The sequence below is a fragment of the Devosia sp. genome (genome assembly GCF_024707125.1).
In the GTDB taxonomy this organism is placed as follows: domain Bacteria; phylum Pseudomonadota; class Alphaproteobacteria; order Rhizobiales; family Devosiaceae; genus Devosia.
Genome location: NZ_JANQAH010000007.1, coordinates 114,575 through 136,059, shown reverse-complemented (window position 1 = coordinate 136,059; position 21,485 = coordinate 114,575). Strand labels below are relative to the sequence as shown.

Below are 21,485 nucleotides of genomic sequence, written 5' to 3'. Positions count from 1 at the left end.
AAATGCGGACCCGACCTCCCCCAGCACTCACGACAACCTCCACGAGAAACCGTTTTCTCATTCAGAGAAAACCTTTTCTTTTATCACGTCAAGTTAAGTATGACTTATGCGGAAATGAAATCCCCGCCCCGGCTCGCCTTGAGATAATTGAGCGCATGCACCTGCCCGGTGATCTCGAGATCGCCGCGATAGACCGGGTCATGCCAGCCCTCGATATCGATCGAGCCCTGGTATCCGGCGAGCCGCAGCTCCGAGATTACATCGGTCCAATTGGTGTCGCCAAAGCCCGGTGTGCGCATGAACACGAAGGGCACCTTTCCGAACACGCCATGCTCGCGAATGACGTCCCAGCGAATGGTCGCGTCCTTGCCGTGCACATGGAAGAACTTGTGCGCCCATTTGCGGATCTGCGGGATCGGCTCGATCAGATAGACCATCTGATGGCACGGCTCCCATTCGAGCCCGATATTGTCATCCGGCGTCTCGTTGAACATCAGCTCCCAGGCATCGGGGTTGTGCGCAATGTTCCAGTCGCCCCTCTGCCAATTGCCGTCCATGGCGCAGTTTTCAAAGGCGATTTTTATGCCTTTGTCCGCCGCGCGCTTGGCCAGCTCGCTCCACACTTCCTTGTAGCGCGGCAGGCTGTCGGTAAGCACCTGGTTACGAATGCGCCCGGTAAAACCCGCCACGCAGGTCGCGCCAAAATGGTGCGCATTGTCTATGCACTGCTTCCAGCCCTCGAGGGTAAGCAGGTCCTTTTCCTGCGTCTCCAGCGGATTGCCGAACATGCCGATGGTCGAAATCGTGATGTCACGATCCCCGATCGCATCGCGGCAGCGCTTCCCGAGTTCCGCCAGATCCTGCCCGTTGGTCGTCTGCCAGAAGAACGGCTCAAAGCTCTCAAAACCGAGATCAGCTATCTTGGCGATATTCTCCGGCGCCTTGCCCTCGGTGGATTGGATCATGGTGCCGATGCGAATGGATTTGGCGGGATTAGTCACTGAACAAAAATCCTAGACAGAAATGGAAACACGTTGCTTGAGCTTGGCGCTCTCGATGGCGGCAAAGACCATGGCGAGGCTTTTTATGTTGTCGCTGCCCACCGTCTCCGGCCGCGCGCCGCTCTCGATGGCGTCGAGGAAGTCAGCAATGACGCTGGCATGCCCCTCGGTCTTGGATGCGTCCGGCATGTCGGGAATATCAAGCGGCTCCAGCGGCCGGAAAAAGCCTTCCGTGCCCGCCACCTGATGGGCCTCAAACCTGTCATAGCCATCCCAGAGCAGCGTGCCCTTGGTGCCCACGATCCGCCAGGAAGCCTCCCAGCTCGTATTGGCGCCCTCGGCGCTCCAGCTACCGCGATAGTTGAAGACGATATCGTCCTCGAACTCGAAGATCGCATTGGCGGCCGCGCCATGGGCGTACCAGGAGCCCGGCGGATTGACCTCGAGGCAATAGACCGCCTTGGGCGCAGTGCCGGCCATGAACCGCGCCGCATCCAGCGTATGGATCGCCATGTCGAGCAGCAGCACGTTTTCCATCTCTTCGCGAAACCCGCCGAAATGCGCGCCAACGAAGAAATCGCAATTGATTGATGTCAGCTGCCCCAGCGCCCCGCTTTCGATCAGCTGCCGGATGCGCCGCACGCCCGGCACATAACGCCGGTTCTGCACCACTGCGTGAATGCGCCCTGCCGCTTTGGCCTGCTCCACCATGGCGCGCGCGCTCTCCAGCGTCGGCGCCATCGGCTTTTCGGTAAGAACATGACAGCCATGGGCCAACCCCGTCGCCACCAAAGCCGGCCGCGCGCTGGGCACCACAACATCGAACAGCAAGTCCGGCTTGGTCTGGGCAAGAACGGTATCGAGATCGCTACCGATCACGACGTCAGTCAGCGCGAACTCCGCCGCACGCCCCTCGGCCACCTTGGGGTCAAGGTCGACAAGGCCGACGACCTTCACCCTGCCCTTGAGCAAGGGATGCTCGGTAAGGGCATTGAGCCAGCCTTTGGACATGGCTCCGCAACCCGCAAGAACGGCCTTAAACTGCACGCTGGAAATCCTCCCGCAAAGGACGTGCGCTGCTTCTACGCAGCTTGGCAGCCCTATTGCCGTAAACGTTTACGACGCTACAATTGAGACGAAATCCGTGTCAAGACACCTCCGTAAACGTTTTTGGTTCGCGTTTGGAAAAGTGAAATCGCCACCAGGGCGACCACGGAAGGCCTTGTGATCGCTGCGCGTTTCGGCGACACACTCAAGGCGAAGGTGCACATAGTGCCGGGGGAAAAATGAAGGGCATCAGGCGCCTGGCGCAGGAGTTGAATATCTCCATCGGCACGGTTTCCCGCGCCCTCAATGGCCGCGCCGATGTCAGCGACGAAACCCGCCAGCGCGTACTCGAAGCCGCGACCACCATGGGCTATGTCCCCAATCAGGCTGGCCGCAGTCTCCGCCAGGGCAGCACCAACGCCATCGGTTTCATGATCGAACTGGGCGCCGACATAAACGGCAATAGCGATACCTTCTTCATGGGCGTCTTTGACGGCGTGCAGTCGGTGCTCACCCGCCACCACCTCGATCTCGTGGCCCTACCCTGCCCAACCGACGAAAACCCGACCGCCTATCTCCAGCGCATGATCGGACGACGACTGGTCGATGGTCTCATCATTTCCGCCACACATCGCAAAGACCCGCGTATCGACCTTCTCACCAAGGCCCGCATCCCCTTCATCGCCCTCGGTCGCTCCCAGACACCGGGCGACTATCCCTGGATCGACCTCGATTTCGACGGCGTCGCCCGCCGCGGCATCGACCGCCTCGTCTCAGCCGGCCACAGTCGCATCGCCGCCGCCGTACCCAGCAACGACATCAATCTCGGCTTCGTCTTCCTCGATGGCTACAAGGCGGCGCTAAAACGCCACGGCCTGCCCTACGATCCATCGCTCGTGATGCGTGTCCCCTCGTCCGAGCTCGGCGGCTACCAATTGGGCCACGACATCCTGACAATGGAAAACCGCCCCACGGCGATCATACTCAACTACGAATTGCTGGCCCTCGGGCTCTATCGCCAACTGGCCGAAGCTGGCCTCCAAGCCGGCCGCGACCTCGCCATTATCGGCTTCCGCGAAAACCCGGTCTCCCGTTTCATGTCCCCCCGCCTGACCTGCTTCCGCCTCTCCCTTAGAGACCTCGGCATCGCACTGGGTGAAGCACTGCTTGCCAGCATGCCGGCCTATGCAGACGCGTACCCGCTCGGGACTGTGCAGAGGGTCTGGCCGATGGAACTGGTGCCGGGAGAGAGCGACGGGTTGTGAATCCAGTCGGCTTTGCCACCATTGCGGAAACCCACGACATCATTTCCCCCACGACGTCATTCCCGCGAAAGCGGGAATCTCGGCTTCGGATCTTTTGAACGTAAGATTCCCGCTTTCGCGGGAATGACGCCGCGCCTGGCTCAAACGCCGGTCATACCAGGCGGCACCTGCTGCGGGGCTCGGTGACCCTACCCCAACCACTTCCCAAAAAACGCCAACACTGCCTCCCGCATCCGTGGCGTCTCCTGATGCCCAATCCCCGGCTCGCTGACCTTCTCCAGCTTCCCCGGCGCCCCGGCATAGGCTGGCGCCAGTTCCGCCCAGGCCCGCTCCACGGCCAATGGCGGGCTCAAATGATCCGCCTCACCGACGCAAATTAATTGCGGCCTTGGCGCAATCAGCGCCGCAATCGTCCCACCATCGGCCTCGCGCAGCAGCCCCGGCACGGTAAGATAAATCCCGTGCCCGTCATGCGCGCCCAATTGGATCATCGTCCTGAAATCGGCAAAGCAACAAAGATGCGCGACGGCTGAAATCCGGTCATCCAGCGCCGCCAGCCAATAGCTCAGCACGCAGCCCATCGAGAGCCCGAACGCCCCGATCCGCGCGGGATCGACATCATCACGACTCTCAAGATAGGTCAGCGCCGCCGCATGATCCGACAGCATCTGCCCGAATAGCGATTTGCCATGCCAGAGCAGTGCCTTGGCCGCAAAATCCTCGCTGACGGTCGCCCGCTCGCCAAAGATCGGCATATCGATGCAGAGCGTCACATAGCCCGCCCGCGCAAAAACCGGTCCTAGTGGCCCCACCAGATATTCCCGCCCATCGAGCAGTTCCCGCGCGCCAATCGCGTAACCACCGCCATGCGAATGCCCGTAGAGGATCGCTGGCAGACGTCCAGTCGCCCCACGAGGCTTGGTCAGGATGCCGCGCACATCCTCTTCCCCGATCCGCAGCCGCAAATGCTCGACCACATAGTCTTCGACATGCTCCTCCCGGCTGGAAATCAGCCCAATTTCGGGCGGCGCAAAGCCAAGCAGTTCGGCAAAACGAGAACGGGTAATCGACACGGTTTCCTCCCGGTGCAGTCGTCGGGAACCTAACGGAGGAGCAAGCGCTAGAGCAACCATCCACCAGCCCCCACGCCTCCGCATTGCTGCATTGCTTCACGACAAATCCATCCATCGGCACTTGCCGATGGAGTGACGCATATGCATCTATGCGCTCGTTGGCCGGTTCCGGCCGGCCACCGCTGGCCTAGGCCGCGCCTAACGAGAGACTTTCATGACCGATCTATTCTCCCCCATCGCCCTGCGTGATCTCACCTTGCGCAATCGGACAGTCGTTGCGCCCATGTGCCAGTATTCGGCCATCGACGGTTTTGCCAACGATTGGCACTTTGCCCATCTCGCGCGCTTCGGCATTGGCGGTTTCGGTCTCGTCATTCTCGAAGCAACCGGCGTGGTTCCCGAAGGCCGGATTTCCTACGGCGATCTCGGCCTGTGGAAGGACGAGCAGATCGCTCCCCTCGCCCGCATCGTCGATTTCCTCCACAGCCAGGGTGCTGCTGTCGGCATTCAGCTCGCCCATGCCGGCCGCAAGGCTTCTACCCCGGTTTCCTGGCGCAAGCCTGAAGACCTCGTGACCGAAGAGCAGCGCAAGGCCGCCGGTTATGAGCACTGGCAGCCCGTCGCTCCATCGGCCGAATCCAACAATCCCGCCGACCCAACCTTCCAGGTTCCAATCGCCCTCGACAAAGCCGGCATCCAGCGCGTCATCGACGGTTTTGTCGACGCCACCAAGCGCGCCGACAAGGCCGGTTTCGACACCGTGGAAATCCACGCCGCCCACGGCTACCTGCTCAATCAGTTCCTCTCGCCGCTCGCCAATCACCGCACCGACGAATATGGCGGCTCCAGAGAAAACCGCATGCGCTTGCTTCTCGAGGTGACCGACGCCGTCCGCGCGGTCTGGCCGAGCCAGAAGCCGCTCATCGTCCGCATCTCCGTCAGCGACAATGCCGAGGGCGGCTGGACGGTCGAGGATAGCGTAGTCCTCGCCCGCGAGCTCAAGGCACACGGCGTCGACGCCATGCACGCCTCGAGCGGCGGCTTCGCCCAGGGCCGGATCACCTCTTCGGCGGCCTATCAGGTGCCCTTCGCCAGTGCCCTCAAGAAAGGCGCCGACATTCCCACTATCGCCGTTGGCCTTCTCGGCGACGTCGACTCGGCCAATGAAATCATCGCCAATGGCGATGCCGATTTCATCGCGCTCGCCCGCGGCGCCCTGAACGATCCCAATTGGCCGGTCCACGCCCAGCGCCATCTCGGCAACAAGGACTATTCCCTCTGGCCCGTCCAGACCCGCCGCGTCTCCGAGCACGACCGCGTACTCGGCCTGCAGGCATCGTAAACACCTGGGGCGAGCGCAACATGCGCTCGCCCCAACAATTTCACCGCCCAATCGAAATTTCGCCGCAAGGCGAATACACCCTTGAGCTTGACGCTGCCGATACCCACCTCAGCGTCAATCGAGGGACAAGACATGGATACCAAGGCCGCCATCATCGCGCTTCTCAGCGTCTGGGGAGTTGGCACCGCAGCCTGCCTACCGGCCGTCGCTGAAGAGCCCGCAATTGCGGACGAAGGCGACAGCGACAATCCGCTGCTCAACAAGGTCTGGGTGCAGCAGGGCGAATCCGCCAGCCCCGGCACCATGCAGATCTTCCTGGCCGATGGCACCCTCGTCAGCGACAGCTGCTGGGAGACTTATCGCCTCTCCAAGTGGCAGCAGGTTTCCGACACCGCGATCTCGTGGGAAGAAGACGGCATGACCATCAATGCCGATATTTCGTCCCTCACGGCTGACGAACTTATCCTGTCGCTGAAACTGGGGAGCGACGTGGTCGAACAGCGCTTTTCTCCCGCGACCGTCCCAACCGTCTGCCCGGACATGCCGCGCTAACCTATTCGGCCAGGCGCGGCATTCGCGGGCAACAGTCTGCTAACCCAAGCGTGTCGCTACACGCTTAGATCACCACCTGAGTGCCGATTTCCACCACACGTCCGGTGGGAATGTGGAAGTACTCCGTCGCATCGCTCGCATTGCGGGCGAGACGGATGAACAACCGATCCTGCCAGAAGCGCAGCGGCCCGCTCTTCTTGCCGAGCTTGAGCGAACGCCGCGACAGGAAGAACGACGTCGACATGATATCGAACTTCCATCCCAGCTTGCGCGCCAGCGCCAAAGCCGTCGGAATGTTCGGCGTTTCCATATAGCCGAACGTCACGACGACGCGGAAGAACAGCTCGTTATAGGCGTCAATCGTCACCTTCTCATCGTCAGGCACGCGCGGCGAGGCCGAAGTGCGCACCGTCAGGATGACGTTCTGCTCGTGCAAGACCTTGTAATGCTTGAGAGAATGGAGGAGTGCCGTCGGCGCGCCCTCGATGTCGCTGGTCAGGAAAATGGCCGTGCCCGGTACAGTGGTCGGCTTTTTCTTCGCCAGATTGTTGACGAGGAATTCCAGCGGAACTTCGTCGCGCCGGGTCTTTTCCGACAGGCGCCGACGTCCGGCCATCCAGCTCCACATGATCAGCGCCACGAACAGCGCCACCGCTGCCGGCACCCAGCCGCCCTGGAACAGCTTGGACGCATTGGCCGCGAAGAACCCGCCATCGATGCAGAGATAGACGACGCCGAAGAACACCACGGCAAGCGGGTGCCACTTCCAGTTGCGCCACATGACGACAACCAGCAACAGCAGTGTCACGATCATCACGCCCGACACGGCAATACCGTAAGCATTTGAAAGTGCAGAAGAACTCCCGAAGGCGGCGACCAGGACCAGCACGCCTATCATCAGCATGGAATTGATCTGCGGCATGTAGATCTGGCCGCTCTGCGTCGCCGAAGTATGGTGCACCACCATGCGCGGCAGCATGTTGAGAGCGATCGCCTGCTGAGCGAGACTATAGGTGCCGGTGATCACCGCCTGGCTGGCGATGATGGTCGCCATCGTCGCGAGAATCACGAAAGGCAACAGGCCCCATTCGGGCACCATCTCGAAGAACGGGCTCGCGACATTGTCGACGCCATGGCTGATCACATAGGCGCCCTGCCCGAAATAATTGAGCAGCAAACACGGGAAAACCAGGCCGAACCAGGCCAGGACGATCGGCTTGCGCCCAAAGTGCCCGAGATCGACGTAAAGCGCTTCCGCGCCAGTTACGGCGAGAAAAATGGCGCCGATGACCACGAAGGCGATGCCGAAATGCGTGACGAGAAATTCAACGCCCAGGAGCGGATTGACCGCCCAGAGAATCTCCGGGTGCTGAACGATGTTGGAAATGCCGGCGATCCCCAGCGTCAAAAACCAGATCGCGGTCACCGGCCCGAAGACGATGGACACCTTCGCTGTGCCGACTCTCTGCACCGCGAAAAGGCCCAGAATCAGAACAAGCGTTATTGGCACAACCCAGCGGGTCATGCCCGGCTGGACGAGCTCAATGCCTTCAACGGCCGAGAGAACTGAAACGGCTGGAGTGATGATGGCGTCGCCGAAAAACAGCGCCGCGCCGAGCACGCCGAGGGCGGTGATCCAGACCGGTGGATTGGTAAAAGTCTTACGCGCCAGGGCCATAAGCGAGAGCGTGCCGCCTTCGCCATTGTTGTCTGCGCGGGTCACGAAGAACACGTACTTCACGGCAACCGTCAGCGTCAGCGCCCAGACGATCAGCGAGAGAAGGCCCAATACCTCGATATCAGAGGAAGCCGCCCCGGGCCGCACATACATGGCCTGCCGGAAGGCATAAATCGGGCTGGTACCAATGTCCCCGTAGACGACGCCGATAGCACCAAGGGTCAGGATAGGCAGATTGCTTTTCGCATGGCCGGCCTGATCGGCCGCTGCGATACCAGCCTGATGGCCGGTGGTTTCCGCTTGCGTCATGAGCTTTGGGGCTCTCTGTTTAAGGGCGGGCGCCGCTATACACCCGGCACCTTACACAAACAACACCATAAGCGTAACGGAATCAAAAAGGAGACAGGGGCCGTCCCTTGCGGAACGACCCCTGCTGCAAACGAGACCTGGAGGTCCTCGTAACTATTCGGCAGCCTTGGCGGCAGCAGCATCGTCTTCACGAGCGGCCTTGGCAGCCTCGCCCCACCAGATGAGCTGGTCGAGCATGTCCTTGGCCGAGTTGCCGATCGAACCTTCGATTTCGCTGATGGCCTTGGTGCCACCGAAGCCGGGGTGAACGGCCATGAAATCGGCGCCGGCAATGTGGACGGCCGAACGGGTCGAGGCCATCTGCAGCTCGATACCGATGGTGCGGAGGTTTTCGATGGCGCGGGCAGCGCCGACAGTGCCGTAGCCGACAGCGCCGAAGGCCTTCTTGTTCCAGTTCACATAGGCCTGGTCGAGAGCGTTCTTCAGGGCGCCGGTGATGGCACGGTTGTATTCGGCAACGACGAAGATGAAGCCGTCGAATTCGGAGATCTTGTTCTGCCAGCGAACAGCTTCAGCGTTCTGCGACGGCATCCAGGCGTTGGAAGCCATTTCGTCAAAGAACGGGAGCTGGAAATCGCGCAGGTCGACGATCTCGGCAGCAATTTCAGGGCGCTCGTTGGCCTTGTCGACAATCCACTTGGCCGGCAGTTCGCCGAAGCGGGTGGGACGGGTGGACGAGATGATGACGCCGATCTTGAGCTTGGACATTTGGGTGCCCTCCTTGGTAACAAAACGTAACTGAGGCGATATATGTGCCTGCCCCAGTTTTGCTCAAGAGGGCACCCGATTGTGTTCCGGCGACATCAGCGTGCCCCAGTTACATCGGTGTAAGTATAGGAAATCTAAGGTTTATCGGCGATTTCGTGGCTTTTGCAGGAAAGGACAGCAGACTTGTCTCTTCGGAGCCAACTCAGCGTTCGTCAAATAAGAACAGCCAGCAGCTATTTTTCAGCGAGTACGGCGATGTAGCGCCGCGTGGCTTCAGCAAAACCAAGCAGCAATGCGTCGGCAGTGATTCCATGCCCGATTGAGGCTTCCGCCACGCCAGGCACGGCGAGCTGAAATGCCGGCAGGTTTTCGAGGGTCAGATCGTGGCCCGCATTGACTTCGAGACCGATCGAAAGTGCTGCAGCTGCCGTCTCGGCCAGCGCCGTCAATTCGGCCTGGGCCCGCATGGGGTCGGCATAGCACGCGCCGTAGGGCCCGGTGAACAGTTCGACGCGGTCGGCGCCGGTGGCCTTTGCGGCAGTCACGCCCTCCAGCCGGGCATCCGGATCGCAAAACAGCGAAATACGGCGGTTAGGGCGCTTCAGGCGCTGCACCACCGAGGTCAGAAAATTGCCCTTGCCGACAAAGTCCCAGCCATGGTCCGACGTGGCTTGCGCGGGATCATCGGGCACAAGGGTGACCTGGTGCGGATTGACGTCCTCGATTAGTTCAAGGAAATCGTCGCTCGGATAGCCTTCAATGTTGAACTCGGCTTCCGGATACTCTTCCCGGAGCAGCGCACTGAGATCATAAACGTCGGAACGTCGAATGTGCCGCTCGTCCGGCCGCGGATGCACCGTGATACCACTTGCGCCCGCATCCATCACCACGCGCGCTATGCCGGTGACGCTCGGCCAGGGAAGATCACGCCGATTGCGCAATTGGGCGACGGCATTGAGATTGACTGAAAGCAGGGTCATGGCGCGGACTCGGTAGGAACTTGGCCCTTCCTATACCGGATCGTCCGCGCCGCCCAATCGAACCTTGTGATAAGACTTATGAAGGTTGTGACGGGAAACCCGTCACATCCCCACTGGGCCGCGGCCAATGGCGGCAAGGCCGGTGCGAACCACTTCCACAAGACCAAGCGGCGTCATCAGCGCGATGAAGCTGTCGATCTTGTCGGGCTTGCCGGTGACTTCGAAAACAAAGCTTTCCACCGTCGCATCAATGATATGCGCGCGGAAGGCTTCGGCAAGGCGCAGCGTCTCAGCACGGTGCTCACCCGTACCCTGAACCTTGATCAAAGCCAGCTCGCGCTCGACATAATTGCCCTCGGCGGTCAGGTCGTGCACACGATGCACCGGCACCAGGCGCTCGAGCTGCAGCTTGATCTGCACCAGTGTCTTGGGCGTGGCGATGACGACAACCGTGATGCGACTAAGTCGCCGTCCGTGTTCGGTCTCGCTGACAGTGAGGCTCTCGATATTGTAGCCGCGGGCCGAGAACAGGCCCACAACGCGGGCCAGGATTCCAGGCTCGTTGTCGACGAGCACGGAGAGCGTATGGCGCTCGGTCTGCTGGGTTTCCTGGGTCAGGAAATAGGCGGAGCCCGTGGGCTGGAGATGTGCGTTCATCTAAAAATCCTCCGCAACTGGCCGTCAGACCAGCTGCCGTCCCTTCTCGTCGATGATGGACCCGAGATTGGCGGTATCGGGCAGGATGATTTCGTTATGCGGCTTGCCCGACGGGATCATCGGCAGGCAGTTTTCGTCCTTTTCGACGATCACGTCGAAAAGCACCGGGCCGTCATAGTCCAGCATTTCGGCAATGGCGGCGTCGAGCTCAGCCGGGCTCTCGCAGCGGATGCCCTTGCCACCATAGGCTTCGGCGAGCTTGACGAAGTCAGGCAGCGATTCCGAATAGGAATGCGCATAGCGCGAACCATGCAGCAGATCCTGCCACTGGCGAACCATGCCCATGCGCTCGTTGTTGAGAATGAAGATCTTGATCGGCAGGCGATACTGCACCGCCGTCGACATCTCCTGCATGGTCATCTGCACCGAGGCTTCGCCGGCAATGTCGATCACCAGCGCATCCGGATGCGCCACCTGCACGCCCACGGCGGCCGGGAGGCCATAGCCCATGGTGCCGAGGCCGCCGGAGGTCATCCAGTGGTTCGGCTTGTCGAAGTGGAAGTGCTGGGCAGCCCACATCTGGTGCTGGCCGACTTCGGTGGTGATGTACACTTCCTTGGACTGGTTCTTCGTCGCCTCATAGAGACGCTGAATGGCCCACTGCGGCTTGATCACCGTGTCGGAGTTCTTGAAGTTGAGCGAACCAACGGCGCGCCATTTGTCGATCTGGCTCCACCACGGAGCGATCGCCTCGGTGCGCGGCTGGTTGGTCTTGCTGCGCCAGATGCGGATCATTTCCTCGAGCACGCGATTGCAATCGCCCACGATCGGGACGTGAACCTGCACGACCTTGTTGATCGAGGACGGATCGATATCGACGTGAATCTTGCGGCTATTGGGCGAGAACGCATCGATGCGGCCAGTGATGCGGTCGTCGAAGCGCGCGCCAATATTGATCATGACGTCGCAGTCATGCATGGCGAGGTTCGCCTCGTAGGTGCCGTGCATGCCAAGCATGCCCAGCCACTGCGGGTTGGACGCCGGGAAGGCACCCAGACCCATCAAGGTCGAAGTAACCGGGAAACCAGTCAGCTCGGCAAGCTCGCGCAGGTTCTCAGAAGCCTCAGGGCCCGAATTGATCACGCCGCCACCGGTATAGAACACCGGGCGCTCGGCCTTGAGCATAAGGTCCACGGCCGCTTCGATAGCCTTGAGGTCGCCATCGACCTGCGGACGATAGGACTGGTGACGAAGGCTCTCGATCTCCGGCCGGTAATATTCGCCAACGGCAAACTGCACATCCTTGGGGATGTCGATGACCACCGGGCCCGGACGGCCCGTCGTCGCGATCAGGAAGGCTTCATGCAGAACGCGCGGCAGGTCGTGAACCGACTTCACGAGGTAATTGTGCTTGGTGCAGGAGCGTGTGATGCCGACCGTGTCGCATTCCTGGAAAGCATCCGAGCCGATCAGCGTCGTCGGGACCTGGGCGGTGATGCAGATCAGCGGGATGGAGTCGAGCAGCGCGTCGGTCAGGCCGGTCACCGCATTGGTTGCGCCCGGACCCGAGGTAACCAGCACCACGCCCGGTTTGCCGGTCGAACGCGCATAGCCTTCGGCCATGTGGGTTGCGCCCTGTTCGTGGCGAACCAGAATGTGCTGAACGACGTCCTGCTGGAACATCGCGTCATAAATCGGCAGGGCAGCACCACCCGGATAACCGAAGATATGTTCAACACCCTGATCCGCTAGCGCCTGGATCACCATTTCCGCGCCGGTCATTTTCTCGGCCATTTGCGCTTCCTACTCCTCGTGCCCGCCGTACCGGGCGTTACGTCCTTGACGCCTTCAAACCGCCTCGGCGGAAAAAAGGCAATAAAAAAGGCCCCATTCGGGACCTGTTTTCGGCGCACCAGCTATCGCGCGGGGTTTTACCCCACGTTGCCGATGCGCCTACCTACTACGAGAATGAGTGCCCGCACGGGACCTCTCCTAAAATTAGTCGCGCATTGATAGGAGCATTGCGACAAAGCTGTCAAGGCTCGCTTTGCATCGGAAGCTTCGCCATAGTCCCCTCCTCTTTCAAATCGATCAGCCCGAAGACATGAACAGAAATCCGCTCGACAAGGAGCTGCAGCACATCTCTGGCATGAACACGGCCAGCCAGGCACTGGTTCAGCGCACTGCGGCACCGGGTCTGGCGATTCTGTTTCTCGCTCTTGTCGCCATGTGGGCCTCTGCCTCGGTTGGGCAGACACCGGCGGCCGTCGTCGTTGTCATCGGCGCTATCGTCGCGGGCTATATGGCGCTCAACATCGGCGCCAATGACGTGGCCAACAATATGGGCCCTGCAGTCGGCGCACGCGCCCTGACCATGCCTGCGGCCCTGCTCATCGCTGCCATCTGCGAAGCTGCGGGGGCATTGCTCGCCGGTGGGGACGTCGTCGAAACGGTCGCATCGGATCTTCTGGTGGGATTGAACATCGCCCCGGCCAGCTTCGTGCTGGTGATGATTTCAGCGCTGCTGGCAGCGGCCATGTGGGTGCACTTGTCCACATTCATCGGCGCCCCCGTTTCCACCACGCATTCCATCATCGGCGGCGTAACCGGCGCCGGCATCGCGGCAGCTGGCGTCAGCGCCGTGTCGTGGCCCGATATCTTCATCATCGCCTTTGGCTGGGTCGTCTCGCCCATAGCCGGCGGTGCGATAGCGGCGCTGCTACTGTTCCTGACGCAGGTAGCCATCACCAGACGAATGGACAAACTGCGTGCCGCCAGGACCTGGGTGCCCGTCTTTGTCGCCGTAATGGCCGGAACGTTTGCCATGTACCTGGCCGACAAGGGTCTGCAGCGGGTGTGGACACCCAGCCTCTTCACTACCCTCACCATCGGATTGCTGGCTGCTGTGATCGGCTGGGCGATAGCGTTCTCGGGGGTGCGGCGTCGCTCGGTTGAGCTGGAGAACCGGAAAAAGCACGTCGCAACACTGTTCCGGTTACCGCTGATCCTGTCTGCGGGTTTGCTATCGTTTTCCCATGGCGCCAACGATGTCGCCAACGCCATCGGCCCCCTCGCCGCCATCGTCTCGACTTTGTCCCACGGCACGGCAGAGGTGGGGACAGACCTGCCATTCTGGGTTCTGTCTATCGGTGCATTCGGCATTTCAGTGGGTCTGGCCCTATTCGGCCCACGGCTGATCCGCACCGTCGGCGAGCAGATCACCAAGCTCAACGAAATCCGCGCCTTCTGCGCAGCTCTCTCGACCGGCCTGACCGTGCTGGTCGCCTCGGCCCTGGGCATGCCAGTATCCACCACCCATATCGCCATCGGCGCGGTCTTCGGCATCGGCTTCCTGCGCGAATATCGCTCGCGTCAGGAAATGATGCGCAAGTCAGTGCCCATCTACGCGCGCTTCGTCGATCCGCGCGAACTGAACGCCACGCCGGAAATGGCCTTTGCGAATGCGCGTGAGGCCGATCACCGCCGCCTGATCCGGCGCCGGAGCGTCTATGGCATCATGGGAGCCTGGATGGTCACCCTGCCCTGCTCTGCCATATTGGCGGCCTTGGTATTTTTCATCGTGAGCCGGTTCGCGCTTTAGGCGCGGCGCCTTTCGGCGCGGGCGTCGTGAAAGCCGGCCACAAGGTCGGCGAGATCGCGATGCACCAGAAGCCGGCGGGACTCGCGCACCGTCACCCAGTGGCGCAGGCGTTGCCCTTTTTCCTTCCAACTATCGAGTTGCTGGGTAACGCGCAGCGGGTAGAGGTCAATATCGATAAGCCTGGCGCCGGAACCGGCCGCGGCGCGGTAGCTTCCGATAGGCACTTGCTCCACCTCTCCAAGAACGCCGGCTTCCTCGTAGGCTTCAAGGGCAGCACTATCCCAAGGCGTCAGATCGGGCTCGATCGCGCCCTTCGGAAAAATCCACCGACCACTGCGCCGGGACGTGACGAGCAGGAAGGCCATGCGCCCATCCACGACCGCGTAAGGCAGCGCACCCACTTGGCGGATCACACCAGTCGTCGGAGCTTCCGTGGCTTGCCAATCCTTGAACAGACGTCGCAGCATGGTCGTATTCGAACCTTCCTCAAGCGAGTTGAGACCGATTCCCCGTCAAAAGACAGAGGGGCCCCGAAGGGCCCCTCAAAATTCCGGTGCTGAAAGCGATTAGCTCAGCAGGGTCAGATCGGTCGCCGAGACCTTGCCATCACGGCCGGTCTGCAGTTCGAAGCTGACCTTGTCGCCTTCATAGAGGCCCTGCAGGCCCGAACGCTGGACGGCAGAAATGTGCACGAACGCATCCTTCTCGCCATTGTCAGGCGAGATAAAGCCGTAGCCCTTGGTCGTGTTGAAGAATTTCACGGTACCGGTAATGGCAGCCATGTTGAACCTCGTGGTCTGTAATACCGCAGCATGCGGTGGGAGGGTTTATTCGGCCCCCAAAGAGGGATCCGAACTTACGATGCACCAGATCAGGAGGTAGCCTAGATTCCGGAAATACCGGTCGTTCAGGTAGCGCAAGTCGAGTGGCACGTATTTCGGGATTATTGCGATCCGCCGTGAAATTATCAAGGCAATATCGGCAGTTGGACGTAGAACACCCGGTCGGTGGGGGCGCCGGCCGGGTGTCTTCGCAGCATGATGGCGGTTGGGACGACTACCGCCTCAGCGAAACTTTAGCCCCGCGGGCAGGTGTCGATATACTGGCTGCCATCGCGACGCTGATAGACGCAGCGGTTGTTGCTGCCTTCGACGCGACCAAGGACGTCGCCAGCGGCCGCGCCAACAACGGTGCCCACACCGGCACCAACAACGGTTCCTAGAAGGCTGCCACCGGTTGCGCTGGCACCGACAACGGCACCACCAAGCGCACCAACCGTCGCGCCCTGCTGAGTTGACGTACAGGCTGCCAGCGACAGGGTAGCGGCAACGATAATCAGGAACTTATGCATGAGATCCTCCAGGACTGATCGGACGATTAATGTTCGGTCGGAATTTTAGTTCCAGCCGTCGCTCAAGAAATGTTGAATCATTCGTTAAGTAAACCCCGGAACATTCCTGCGACGGCCACGCCGAGCCATCCGAGGATCATGCCGCCCCCGCCGATGGGCGCTGCGCCGGGAAACAGCGAGGTGCCGACCCAGTGCCGCATGGCAAGATCGGCCACGAAAATGGCGCAGCCGGCGCCCAGCACGAGGCCGGCGATGGCCAGCGGCCTGCTCCGTCCAATCAATCCGACGATCAGCAGAACCGGAGCATGAGCCAGCGCCATGGCGGAGATGGCTGCAAGATTTCGGACATCTTCACCATGCGAAGCCATCGCGGCCGTAGCGACGCCGACTGCCCCAAGCAAGCCCGCAACGCCAACCAGAACACGCCGCATCCAATCCACCATTTCCGTCCCCATCTTCCAAGCCAGACGCCTTTCGACTAGAGCATGGCGGTGTGTGGGGAAACGAAAATGACTGAAACAGTCGCGCCGCCGTCGTCGACGACGGGTGCAAGCATCAGCGATTCATCGAGCTGGGCCACGGAGTTCCGGGCGACATTCGCGCTCGCCTGGCCGCTCGTCATCGCCCAGCTCGCCCAAAACATGTTGCATACGACTGACGTGATTCTGCTCGGCTGGCTCGGTTCGACCTACCTGGCAGCCGGCACATTGGCGTCGACCTTCATGATGCCTTTCCTCGTCGGCGGCGTTGGACTCGTTGGTGCCGTCGCTCCTCTCGTCGCACAGGCACGAGGGTCGCGGGATATCAAGGCCGTGCGCCGCGTCGTGCGGCAGGGATGCTGGGCGGCCATCGTCATGGCCGCACTACTGGTTCCGCTGGTCCTCCAGATCAGGCCGATCTTTCACGCGCTTGGACAGGATCCCCAGGCCACGGAAATGGCCTATCAGTTCATCCAGATCGCTGCCTGGTCGCTGTTCCCGGCCTTCGGGATAATTGCCTTTCGTTCGCTGCTTTCGGCCTATGACGCTACCCGCGCCATTCTGGTGATCACCGTGCTCGGCGTGTTGTTCAACGCGGCGGCAGCTTATGTGCTGATCTTCGGCCATTTCGGCTTTCCCCGGCTTGAACTGCGCGGCGCGGCCATCGCGACAACGCTGACCAATGTGTTCATGCTCATCGCCATGGTGCTCTATGTGGTGCGCCATCCGAAGCTGAAGCGCTTCCATGTGCTCGTGCGCTTCTGGAAGCCCGACTGGCCGCGTTTCCGTGAAATCTTCCGCATCGGCACGCCGATCGGGCTGACCGTCGTTGCCGAGGTCGGCATGTTCACGGCCGCCGCGCTGCTCATGGGGCGCCTCGGTACTGACGAGGTGGCGGCCCATGCCATTGCCCTCCAATGCGCCTCCATCGCCTTCATGGTGCCACTGGGGCTTGGTGTCGCCGCAACAGTGCGCGTCGGCATGGCCTATGGCCGGGGCGATGCCGAAGGCATCCGCAAGGCTGGATGGACCTCCTTTGCCATGGGGACGGCGTTCATGACGCTCTCCTGCATCTCTTTCCTGACCCTCGGCCCACACATCGTGACGGTGTTCCTTGATCCTCACCTTGAGGCCAATGCCAATTCGCTGACCCTGGCCGCGTCCTTCCTGATCGTTGCCGGCGTCTTCCAGCTCGTCGATGGCGCTCAGGTCGTTGCGGCCCATTCGTTGCGTGGCCTCAGCGACACCAAGGTGCCGATGGTGCTGGCCATTGTCGGCTATTGGATGGTCGGGCTGCCCGTTGCCTATGTCCTCGGCTTCATCGCCGATTGGAAGGGTATCGGCATCTGGATTGGCCTCGCCGCCGGGCTCGCTTTCGTGGCCGTGGTACTGGTGACGCGCTTCGTGCTGCGGGAACGGATCGGGCTTCTCGACAAGATGCGCCGGCCAGCCTGACGTCAGGCCTCGATCGGCTTGCCTTCCAGCCCGAGCCGGGGCCAATCACCCATGCGGTTGCGGAACCAGGTGCGCTGGCGCTTGGCATATTGGTGCGTGGCGATAATGGCCAGGGTGATCGCTTCGTCTCGCGTCTGCACGCCGTCGAGCCAGTCAGAGATTTCGCGTACGCCGATGGCCTTCATCACCGGCAGGGATGGATCGAGATTTTGCGCCCGCAGGGCCCCGACCTCCTCCACGGCGCCAGTGGCGAACATCGCCTCAAAGCGCAGGGCGATGCGGGCACGGAGCACATCGCGATCGGGAGAGAGGACGAAGCGTTCGATCTTCCAGTCACCAAGCAGGCCCGACTGCGGATTGTCCTGAAAGGCGGAAAGAGGCTTGCCGGTAGCGCGCTTGACGGCGAGCGCGCGGGTGACGCGCTGCGGATCGGCAACTTTTAGGCGGCGTGCGGTTTCGGGATCCTCGTTGATAAGCAGCGCCATACGGCCCGCTTCGTCCAGGTCCTCGATCTCGCGCTGAACCTGCAGGGTCAGCTCCTGGGAGATTTCCGGGACATCGGCGAATCCGTTTGTCAGGGCTTCGAAATAAAGCCCTGTTCCGCCAACGAAAATCACTTCTCGCTCAGGATCGATTTTCGACAGAATCGTTCGCACGGCTTCGAGCCATTGGCCGGTCGAAAACCGCTGCGATGCCGGAATGGCACCGTAAAGGCGGTGCTCGGCAAGGGCTTCTTCCTCGATGGAAGGACGCGCCGTGACAATGCGCAGCGTGTCGTAAACCTGCATGGCGTCGGTATTGATGATGATCCCGCCATTGGCCCGGGCGCGCGCAAGCGCCATGCTCGACTTGCCGCTGGCAGTCGGACCCGCTATCAGGACGGCGCTTCTCTGGCGCGTCACCCTTGTCTCCCGAAAGTCATTTTCGCCATGCCGGTCCTCAGCCTCATCGCCAATCCCGCCGATTCCGACCTCGACGTCTCGCTTGCGGCCGCAGTGGTGCAACAAACCGGCGGAGAACTCAACTGGCTGACCCATCAGGTTGCCTGCGATATTCTCGAGCCCAAGGCGCCCGACGCACTGGCGATTGCCCGCGAGATCATCGGCAGCAAGCGCGTTGACGCCAATGTCGTGCCCACGGAAGGCCGTCGCAAACAGTTGCTCATTGCCGACATGGATTCCACCATGATCGAGCAGGAATGCATCGACGAACTGGCGGCTGCGCTCGGGCTCAAGGCCCAGGTCGCCGAAATTACCGAACGCGCCATGCGTGGCGAACTGGATTTCGGCCAGGCGCTCGACACGCGCGTCGCCCTGCTCAAGGGGCTCGGACGGGCCACCATCGAAGAAATTCGCCGCGAAGCGATCACGCTGACGCCCGGTGGTCGCGCACTGGTTCACACCATGAAAGCCTATGGTGCTTTCACCTCGCTGGTCTCGGGCGGTTTCACGTTTTTTGCCGACTATTTCGGCAAGCGGATCGGCTTCGACGAGGCCATCGCCAATGTGCTTCAGTTTGATGGCGACCAACTGACCGGCACGGTGCAGAAGCCGATCGTCGACAAGAACACCAAGCGCATTCGTCTGGAAACGCTGGCAAGCGAACGCGGTCTCGATCTGAGCCAGACGCTGGCTGTGGGCGATGGCGCCAATGACCTCGACATGATCGGGATCGCCGGCTTCGGTGTCGCTCTGCATGCCAAGCCGGCTGTGGCGGCTGCCGCGGGCTATAGGATAGACCATGGCGACCTGACGGCGCTCCTTTATCTGCAGGGTTATGCGGACGAGGAATTCGTTCGCTAGGGGCCGCATCGGGGCCAGCTCTTGAACCACCGCGTGGAAATAATCGGAAATCGAGGCAGATCACACCGGCCCAGCATGAAACGCCGCCCGGCCCTTTGGCGTCGCGGTTGCACGGTCGCGACGCCCTTCGGGCGCACGGTGGAAGCGGCTTTCGCCTCGAAATTTGGATGAAAGAAGAGGCGAAAGCCGCTTCGCACGTCCGGGATTTTTTGCGCATGCATCGAGCGGTCCCCTTTTGGGGTTTTGCGGTCCAGATCGCCGTCGGGAGCATCGCTGGGATGCAACGGGGGCTCTCTGCCGCTTGACCGGTGGTCAGCATCCACGCACTCGCCCAGGCGACCCCGAGCGACCCGACTTCCCGCCCGGCACTTCGTCGGTGCCGCGTGTTGTCGGCGGGAACGAGGGCATATTGGCATGGGACGATGTGGGCGGGGATAAGTGGGATAGATTTGTAACTCACACTCGATTCAGCGCCCTCGCCGCAACTACCCCAGCACGCTCCTACAGGCGACGAAAGATCTAGATTCCAGATGCCCAGAAGAAAGCAATTCAAAGGTATTTGCCACGACATCCTTGGAACATTTGTCAGTCGATACAATGATCTCAATGGCTACTGGGCGTTAGGTCAGTACGTTGCTTATCTTGAACGTCGCGGCAAACATCAACTGCAGCTAAAGCTGGGGAACGAAATTGGCGTTCCTGACAATAGCAGCGCAGTCGTCGCGGCAAGATACTATCGGGGCGCAGTTCTTCGAATGATGAACGCACAGGCGATGCCAGAGGCGTGGCTCGCGGATGGGACCATCACATTCTCCATTGTCGCATCATCCCAAGCGGCTTGCGAAATTGAGATCGTTTGTGACCTCGGCAGGACGTACCGGAGCCAATGCACCATAGGCGTTCGGCCCCATGACCCCGACGTTGAATGGCGCAGAAAAGGCAAGTTCGGTCCTTCAAACCAGAAAGGGCACTAGACGTGCGAGGGGCCCCCACGCGCCCATCTCAAAACAAAAAAGCCCGGCACGAATGCCGGGCTTTCTGTTCTTGTCGACTGCCTTACTGGCCGGTCACCGGAGCCGGAGCTTCCGTGCCGACGGTCGGGGTGAGTTCCGAACCGTCCTGCAGGGTCACGGCCGGAGGCGCCACGGTTTCTTCGATCCCAAGACCATCGAGGGCCGGCTCGTCGCTCGTTTCGGTGATCGGAGCAGCGGTCGGGGCGATGGGCGTGGCGAAGGTCGTGCTTGCTGCCGGCAGTTCGCCGTTCGAACCGAAGTAGCGGAAGAACGCGCTATCGGGCGAGAGGACCATGGTGGTGCCGGTATTGGCGAGAGCCGAACGGTAGGATTCCATCGAGCGGTAGAACTCGAAGAATTCAGCATCCTGGCCATAGGCGGCCGCGAAGATGCGGTTACGCTCGGCGTCACCGGTACCACGGATGATTTCCGCGTCGCGGGTAGCGGCAGCCACGATTTCGACGGCCTGACGATCGGCGATAGCGCGCAGGCTCTGGGCCTGTTCTTCACCGCGGGCGCGGAGGAGAGCGGCTTCGGCAAGACGTTCGGCGCGCATACGCTCGAAAGTCGTGGCCGAGACGTCTTCGTCAAGGTCGGTGCGCAGGATACGCACGTCGATGACGTCGATACCGAGGTTTGCCATTTCCGGACGGATCAGTTCGGCCGTTTCGCGCATCATCTGGGCGCGCTGGTCAGAAAGCGCCGCGCTGAACTCACGCAGACCATAAACTTCACGCAGCGCCGCATCGAGGCTGGCCCCGATACGAGCTTCGGCCACCGAGAGCTGGCCGGTTGCGCGTTCGCGGAAGAGACGCGCATCGGAGATGCGGTAGGTGAGGAAAGCGTCGACCTGATAGAAGGCGTTGCCCGAAACCTGCACGCGCATATTGGCGATGTCATAGCGCAGGAGCCGATCTTCGATGATCTGCACGCTGTCCACGATATCGGTCGGGATCTTGAAGTAAATGCCCGGTTCGGTGCGCACATCGGTGATGTCACCAAAGCGCGTGACGATGGCCTGTTCGCGCTCGTCTACGACATAGAGCGAGGAGAAGAGGACGTAGAGGGCCGCAACGATGACGGCGCCGATGATAAAGAGGCGGTTCGTCATG

Annotated in this window: 20 protein-coding genes; 6 read left to right on the top strand and 14 right to left on the bottom strand. The window is 61.2% G+C overall.

All coding sequences use genetic code 11. The annotated features are described in order from the left end of the window. Positions 1 to 104 precede the first annotated feature (104 nt). Positions 105 to 1,001 carry a sugar phosphate isomerase/epimerase gene (locus tag NVV77_RS05840; RefSeq protein WP_295411542.1) on the bottom strand — a complete coding sequence of 299 codons (897 nt, stop codon included), beginning with the start codon at positions 999 to 1,001 and terminating at the stop codon, positions 105 to 107. Positions 1,002 to 1,013: 12 nt separating this feature from the next. Next, positions 1,014 to 2,048 carry a Gfo/Idh/MocA family oxidoreductase gene (locus tag NVV77_RS05835; RefSeq protein WP_295411541.1) on the bottom strand — a complete coding sequence of 345 codons (1,035 nt, stop codon included), beginning with the start codon at positions 2,046 to 2,048 and terminating at the stop codon, positions 1,014 to 1,016. 239 nt (positions 2,049 to 2,287) lie between these two features. Here NVV77_RS05835 and NVV77_RS05830 point away from each other — a divergent pair, with 239 nt between their 5' ends. Further along, positions 2,288 to 3,313, top strand: coding sequence for a LacI family DNA-binding transcriptional regulator (locus NVV77_RS05830; protein ID WP_295411540.1), 1,026 nt, complete (start codon positions 2,288 to 2,290; stop codon positions 3,311 to 3,313). A 188-nt stretch (positions 3,314 to 3,501) separates the two neighbouring features. Here NVV77_RS05830 and NVV77_RS05825 read toward each other — a convergent pair whose 3' ends face one another. Beyond that, on the bottom strand, positions 3,502 to 4,386 hold the full coding sequence (locus NVV77_RS05825; RefSeq protein ID WP_295411539.1) for a S9 family peptidase: 885 nt from the start codon (positions 4,384 to 4,386) through the stop codon (positions 3,502 to 3,504). A 214-nt stretch (positions 4,387 to 4,600) separates the two neighbouring features. On the opposite strand from NVV77_RS05825, the gene NVV77_RS05820 reads away from it, so the two are divergent. Then, the gene (locus NVV77_RS05820) at positions 4,601 to 5,728 is read left to right on the top strand and encodes an NADH:flavin oxidoreductase/NADH oxidase (protein ID WP_295411538.1); all 1,128 of its coding nucleotides are present in this window, start codon (positions 4,601 to 4,603) and stop codon (positions 5,726 to 5,728) included. 132 nt (positions 5,729 to 5,860) lie between these two features. Next, entirely contained in the window at positions 5,861 to 6,280 is a 420-nt protein-coding gene (locus NVV77_RS05815; RefSeq protein ID WP_295411537.1) for a hypothetical protein, read from the top strand. A gap of 64 nt (positions 6,281 to 6,344) precedes the next feature. Here the strand turns inward: NVV77_RS05815 and NVV77_RS05810 are convergent, their stop codons facing one another. From NVV77_RS05810 to NVV77_RS05790, 5 genes are all read right to left on the bottom strand, one after another. Continuing rightward, complete coding sequence (locus NVV77_RS05810) at positions 6,345 to 8,267, bottom strand: potassium transporter Kup (protein WP_295411536.1); 1,923 nt, start codon at positions 8,265 to 8,267, stop codon at positions 6,345 to 6,347. Between the two features lie 153 nt (positions 8,268 to 8,420). Beyond that, the gene (locus tag NVV77_RS05805) at positions 8,421 to 9,035 is read right to left on the bottom strand and encodes an NADPH-dependent FMN reductase (RefSeq protein WP_295411535.1); all 615 of its coding nucleotides are present in this window, start codon (positions 9,033 to 9,035) and stop codon (positions 8,421 to 8,423) included. Between the two features lie 233 nt (positions 9,036 to 9,268). Next, positions 9,269 to 10,015: a pyridoxine 5'-phosphate synthase gene (locus NVV77_RS05800; RefSeq protein WP_295411534.1), complete on the bottom strand. Its 747-nt coding sequence runs from the start codon at positions 10,013 to 10,015 to the stop codon at positions 9,269 to 9,271. Between the two features lie 102 nt (positions 10,016 to 10,117). Further along, entirely contained in the window at positions 10,118 to 10,672 is a 555-nt protein-coding gene (ilvN, locus tag NVV77_RS05795; protein ID WP_295411533.1) for an acetolactate synthase small subunit, read from the bottom strand. Between the two features lie 24 nt (positions 10,673 to 10,696). Further along, the gene (locus NVV77_RS05790; protein ID WP_295411532.1) at positions 10,697 to 12,466 is read right to left on the bottom strand and encodes an acetolactate synthase 3 large subunit; all 1,770 of its coding nucleotides are present in this window, start codon (positions 12,464 to 12,466) and stop codon (positions 10,697 to 10,699) included. A 310-nt stretch (positions 12,467 to 12,776) separates the two neighbouring features. On the opposite strand from NVV77_RS05790, the gene NVV77_RS05785 reads away from it, so the two are divergent. Then, positions 12,777 to 14,273, top strand: a complete 1,497-nt coding sequence (locus NVV77_RS05785; RefSeq protein ID WP_295411531.1) for an inorganic phosphate transporter — start codon at positions 12,777 to 12,779, stop codon at positions 14,271 to 14,273. Here the strand turns inward: NVV77_RS05785 and NVV77_RS05780 are convergent. The 4 genes from NVV77_RS05780 to NVV77_RS05765 all read right to left on the bottom strand — a co-directional run bounded on the left by NVV77_RS05780 (position 14,270) and on the right by NVV77_RS05765 (position 16,055). Next, entirely contained in the window at positions 14,270 to 14,740 is a 471-nt protein-coding gene (locus tag NVV77_RS05780; RefSeq protein WP_295411530.1) for an NUDIX hydrolase, read from the bottom strand. The two genes, NVV77_RS05785 and NVV77_RS05780, sit on opposite strands and share 4 nt — an antisense overlap. A gap of 99 nt (positions 14,741 to 14,839) precedes the next feature. Next, complete coding sequence (locus NVV77_RS05775) at positions 14,840 to 15,055, bottom strand: cold-shock protein (protein ID WP_046104661.1); 216 nt, start codon at positions 15,053 to 15,055, stop codon at positions 14,840 to 14,842. A 293-nt stretch (positions 15,056 to 15,348) separates the two neighbouring features. Continuing rightward, a complete protein-coding gene (locus tag NVV77_RS05770) occupies positions 15,349 to 15,624 on the bottom strand; it encodes a glycine zipper domain-containing protein (RefSeq protein ID WP_035087184.1) in 276 nt (91 codons plus the stop codon). Between the two features lie 77 nt (positions 15,625 to 15,701). Then, positions 15,702 to 16,055: a DUF423 domain-containing protein gene (locus tag NVV77_RS05765; RefSeq protein ID WP_295411529.1), complete on the bottom strand. Its 354-nt coding sequence runs from the start codon at positions 16,053 to 16,055 to the stop codon at positions 15,702 to 15,704. A 78-nt stretch (positions 16,056 to 16,133) separates the two neighbouring features. Between NVV77_RS05765 and NVV77_RS05760 the strand changes: the two genes are divergently transcribed. Further along, positions 16,134 to 17,558, top strand: coding sequence for an MATE family efflux transporter (locus tag NVV77_RS05760; RefSeq protein WP_295411528.1), 1,425 nt, complete (start codon positions 16,134 to 16,136; stop codon positions 17,556 to 17,558). Positions 17,559 to 17,560: 2 nt separating this feature from the next. Here the strand turns inward: NVV77_RS05760 and miaA are convergent, their stop codons facing one another. Continuing rightward, complete coding sequence (miaA, locus tag NVV77_RS05755; protein WP_295411527.1) at positions 17,561 to 18,460, bottom strand: tRNA (adenosine(37)-N6)-dimethylallyltransferase MiaA; 900 nt, start codon at positions 18,458 to 18,460, stop codon at positions 17,561 to 17,563. Positions 18,461 to 18,487: 27 nt separating this feature from the next. On the opposite strand from miaA, the gene serB reads away from it, so the two are divergent. Beyond that, positions 18,488 to 19,360: a phosphoserine phosphatase SerB gene (gene serB, locus NVV77_RS05750; RefSeq protein ID WP_295411526.1), complete on the top strand. Its 873-nt coding sequence runs from the start codon at positions 18,488 to 18,490 to the stop codon at positions 19,358 to 19,360. Between the two features lie 1,056 nt (positions 19,361 to 20,416). Here serB and hflC read toward each other — a convergent pair. Then, positions 20,417 to 21,484 carry a protease modulator HflC gene (hflC, locus tag NVV77_RS05745; protein ID WP_295411525.1) on the bottom strand — a complete coding sequence of 356 codons (1,068 nt, stop codon included), beginning with the start codon at positions 21,482 to 21,484 and terminating at the stop codon, positions 20,417 to 20,419. Position 21,485: the final 1 nt, after the last annotated feature.

Bases quoted from the DNA above. Each gene is read 5' to 3' on its own strand.
- NVV77_RS05830 (WP_295411540.1), top strand. From the start codon at position 2,288: ATGAAGGGCATCAGGCGCCTGGCGCAGGAGTTGAATATCTCCATCGGC.
- NVV77_RS05820 (WP_295411538.1), top strand. From the start codon at position 4,601: ATGACCGATCTATTCTCCCCCATCGCCCTGCGTGATCTCACCTTGCGC.
- NVV77_RS05815 (WP_295411537.1), top strand. From the start codon at position 5,861: ATGGATACCAAGGCCGCCATCATCGCGCTTCTCAGCGTCTGGGGAGTT.
- NVV77_RS05810 (WP_295411536.1), bottom strand. From the start codon at position 8,267: ATGACGCAAGCGGAAACCACCGGCCATCAGGCTGGTATCGCAGCGGCC.
- NVV77_RS05805 (WP_295411535.1), bottom strand. From the start codon at position 9,035: ATGTCCAAGCTCAAGATCGGCGTCATCATCTCGTCCACCCGTCCCACC.
- NVV77_RS05800 (WP_295411534.1), bottom strand. From the start codon at position 10,015: ATGACCCTGCTTTCAGTCAATCTCAATGCCGTCGCCCAATTGCGCAAT.
- ilvN (WP_295411533.1), bottom strand. From the start codon at position 10,672: ATGAACGCACATCTCCAGCCCACGGGCTCCGCCTATTTCCTGACCCAG.
- NVV77_RS05790 (WP_295411532.1), bottom strand. From the start codon at position 12,466: ATGGCCGAGAAAATGACCGGCGCGGAAATGGTGATCCAGGCGCTAGCG.
- NVV77_RS05785 (WP_295411531.1), top strand. From the start codon at position 12,777: ATGAACAGAAATCCGCTCGACAAGGAGCTGCAGCACATCTCTGGCATG.
- NVV77_RS05780 (WP_295411530.1), bottom strand. From the start codon at position 14,740: ATGCTGCGACGTCTGTTCAAGGATTGGCAAGCCACGGAAGCTCCGACG.
- NVV77_RS05775 (WP_046104661.1), bottom strand. From the start codon at position 15,055: ATGGCTGCCATTACCGGTACCGTGAAATTCTTCAACACGACCAAGGGC.
- NVV77_RS05770 (WP_035087184.1), bottom strand. From the start codon at position 15,624: ATGCATAAGTTCCTGATTATCGTTGCCGCTACCCTGTCGCTGGCAGCC.
- NVV77_RS05765 (WP_295411529.1), bottom strand. From the start codon at position 16,055: ATGCGGCGTGTTCTGGTTGGCGTTGCGGGCTTGCTTGGGGCAGTCGGC.
- NVV77_RS05760 (WP_295411528.1), top strand. From the start codon at position 16,134: ATGACTGAAACAGTCGCGCCGCCGTCGTCGACGACGGGTGCAAGCATC.
- serB (WP_295411526.1), top strand. From the start codon at position 18,488: ATGCCGGTCCTCAGCCTCATCGCCAATCCCGCCGATTCCGACCTCGAC.
- hflC (WP_295411525.1), bottom strand. From the start codon at position 21,484: ATGACGAACCGCCTCTTTATCATCGGCGCCGTCATCGTTGCGGCCCTC.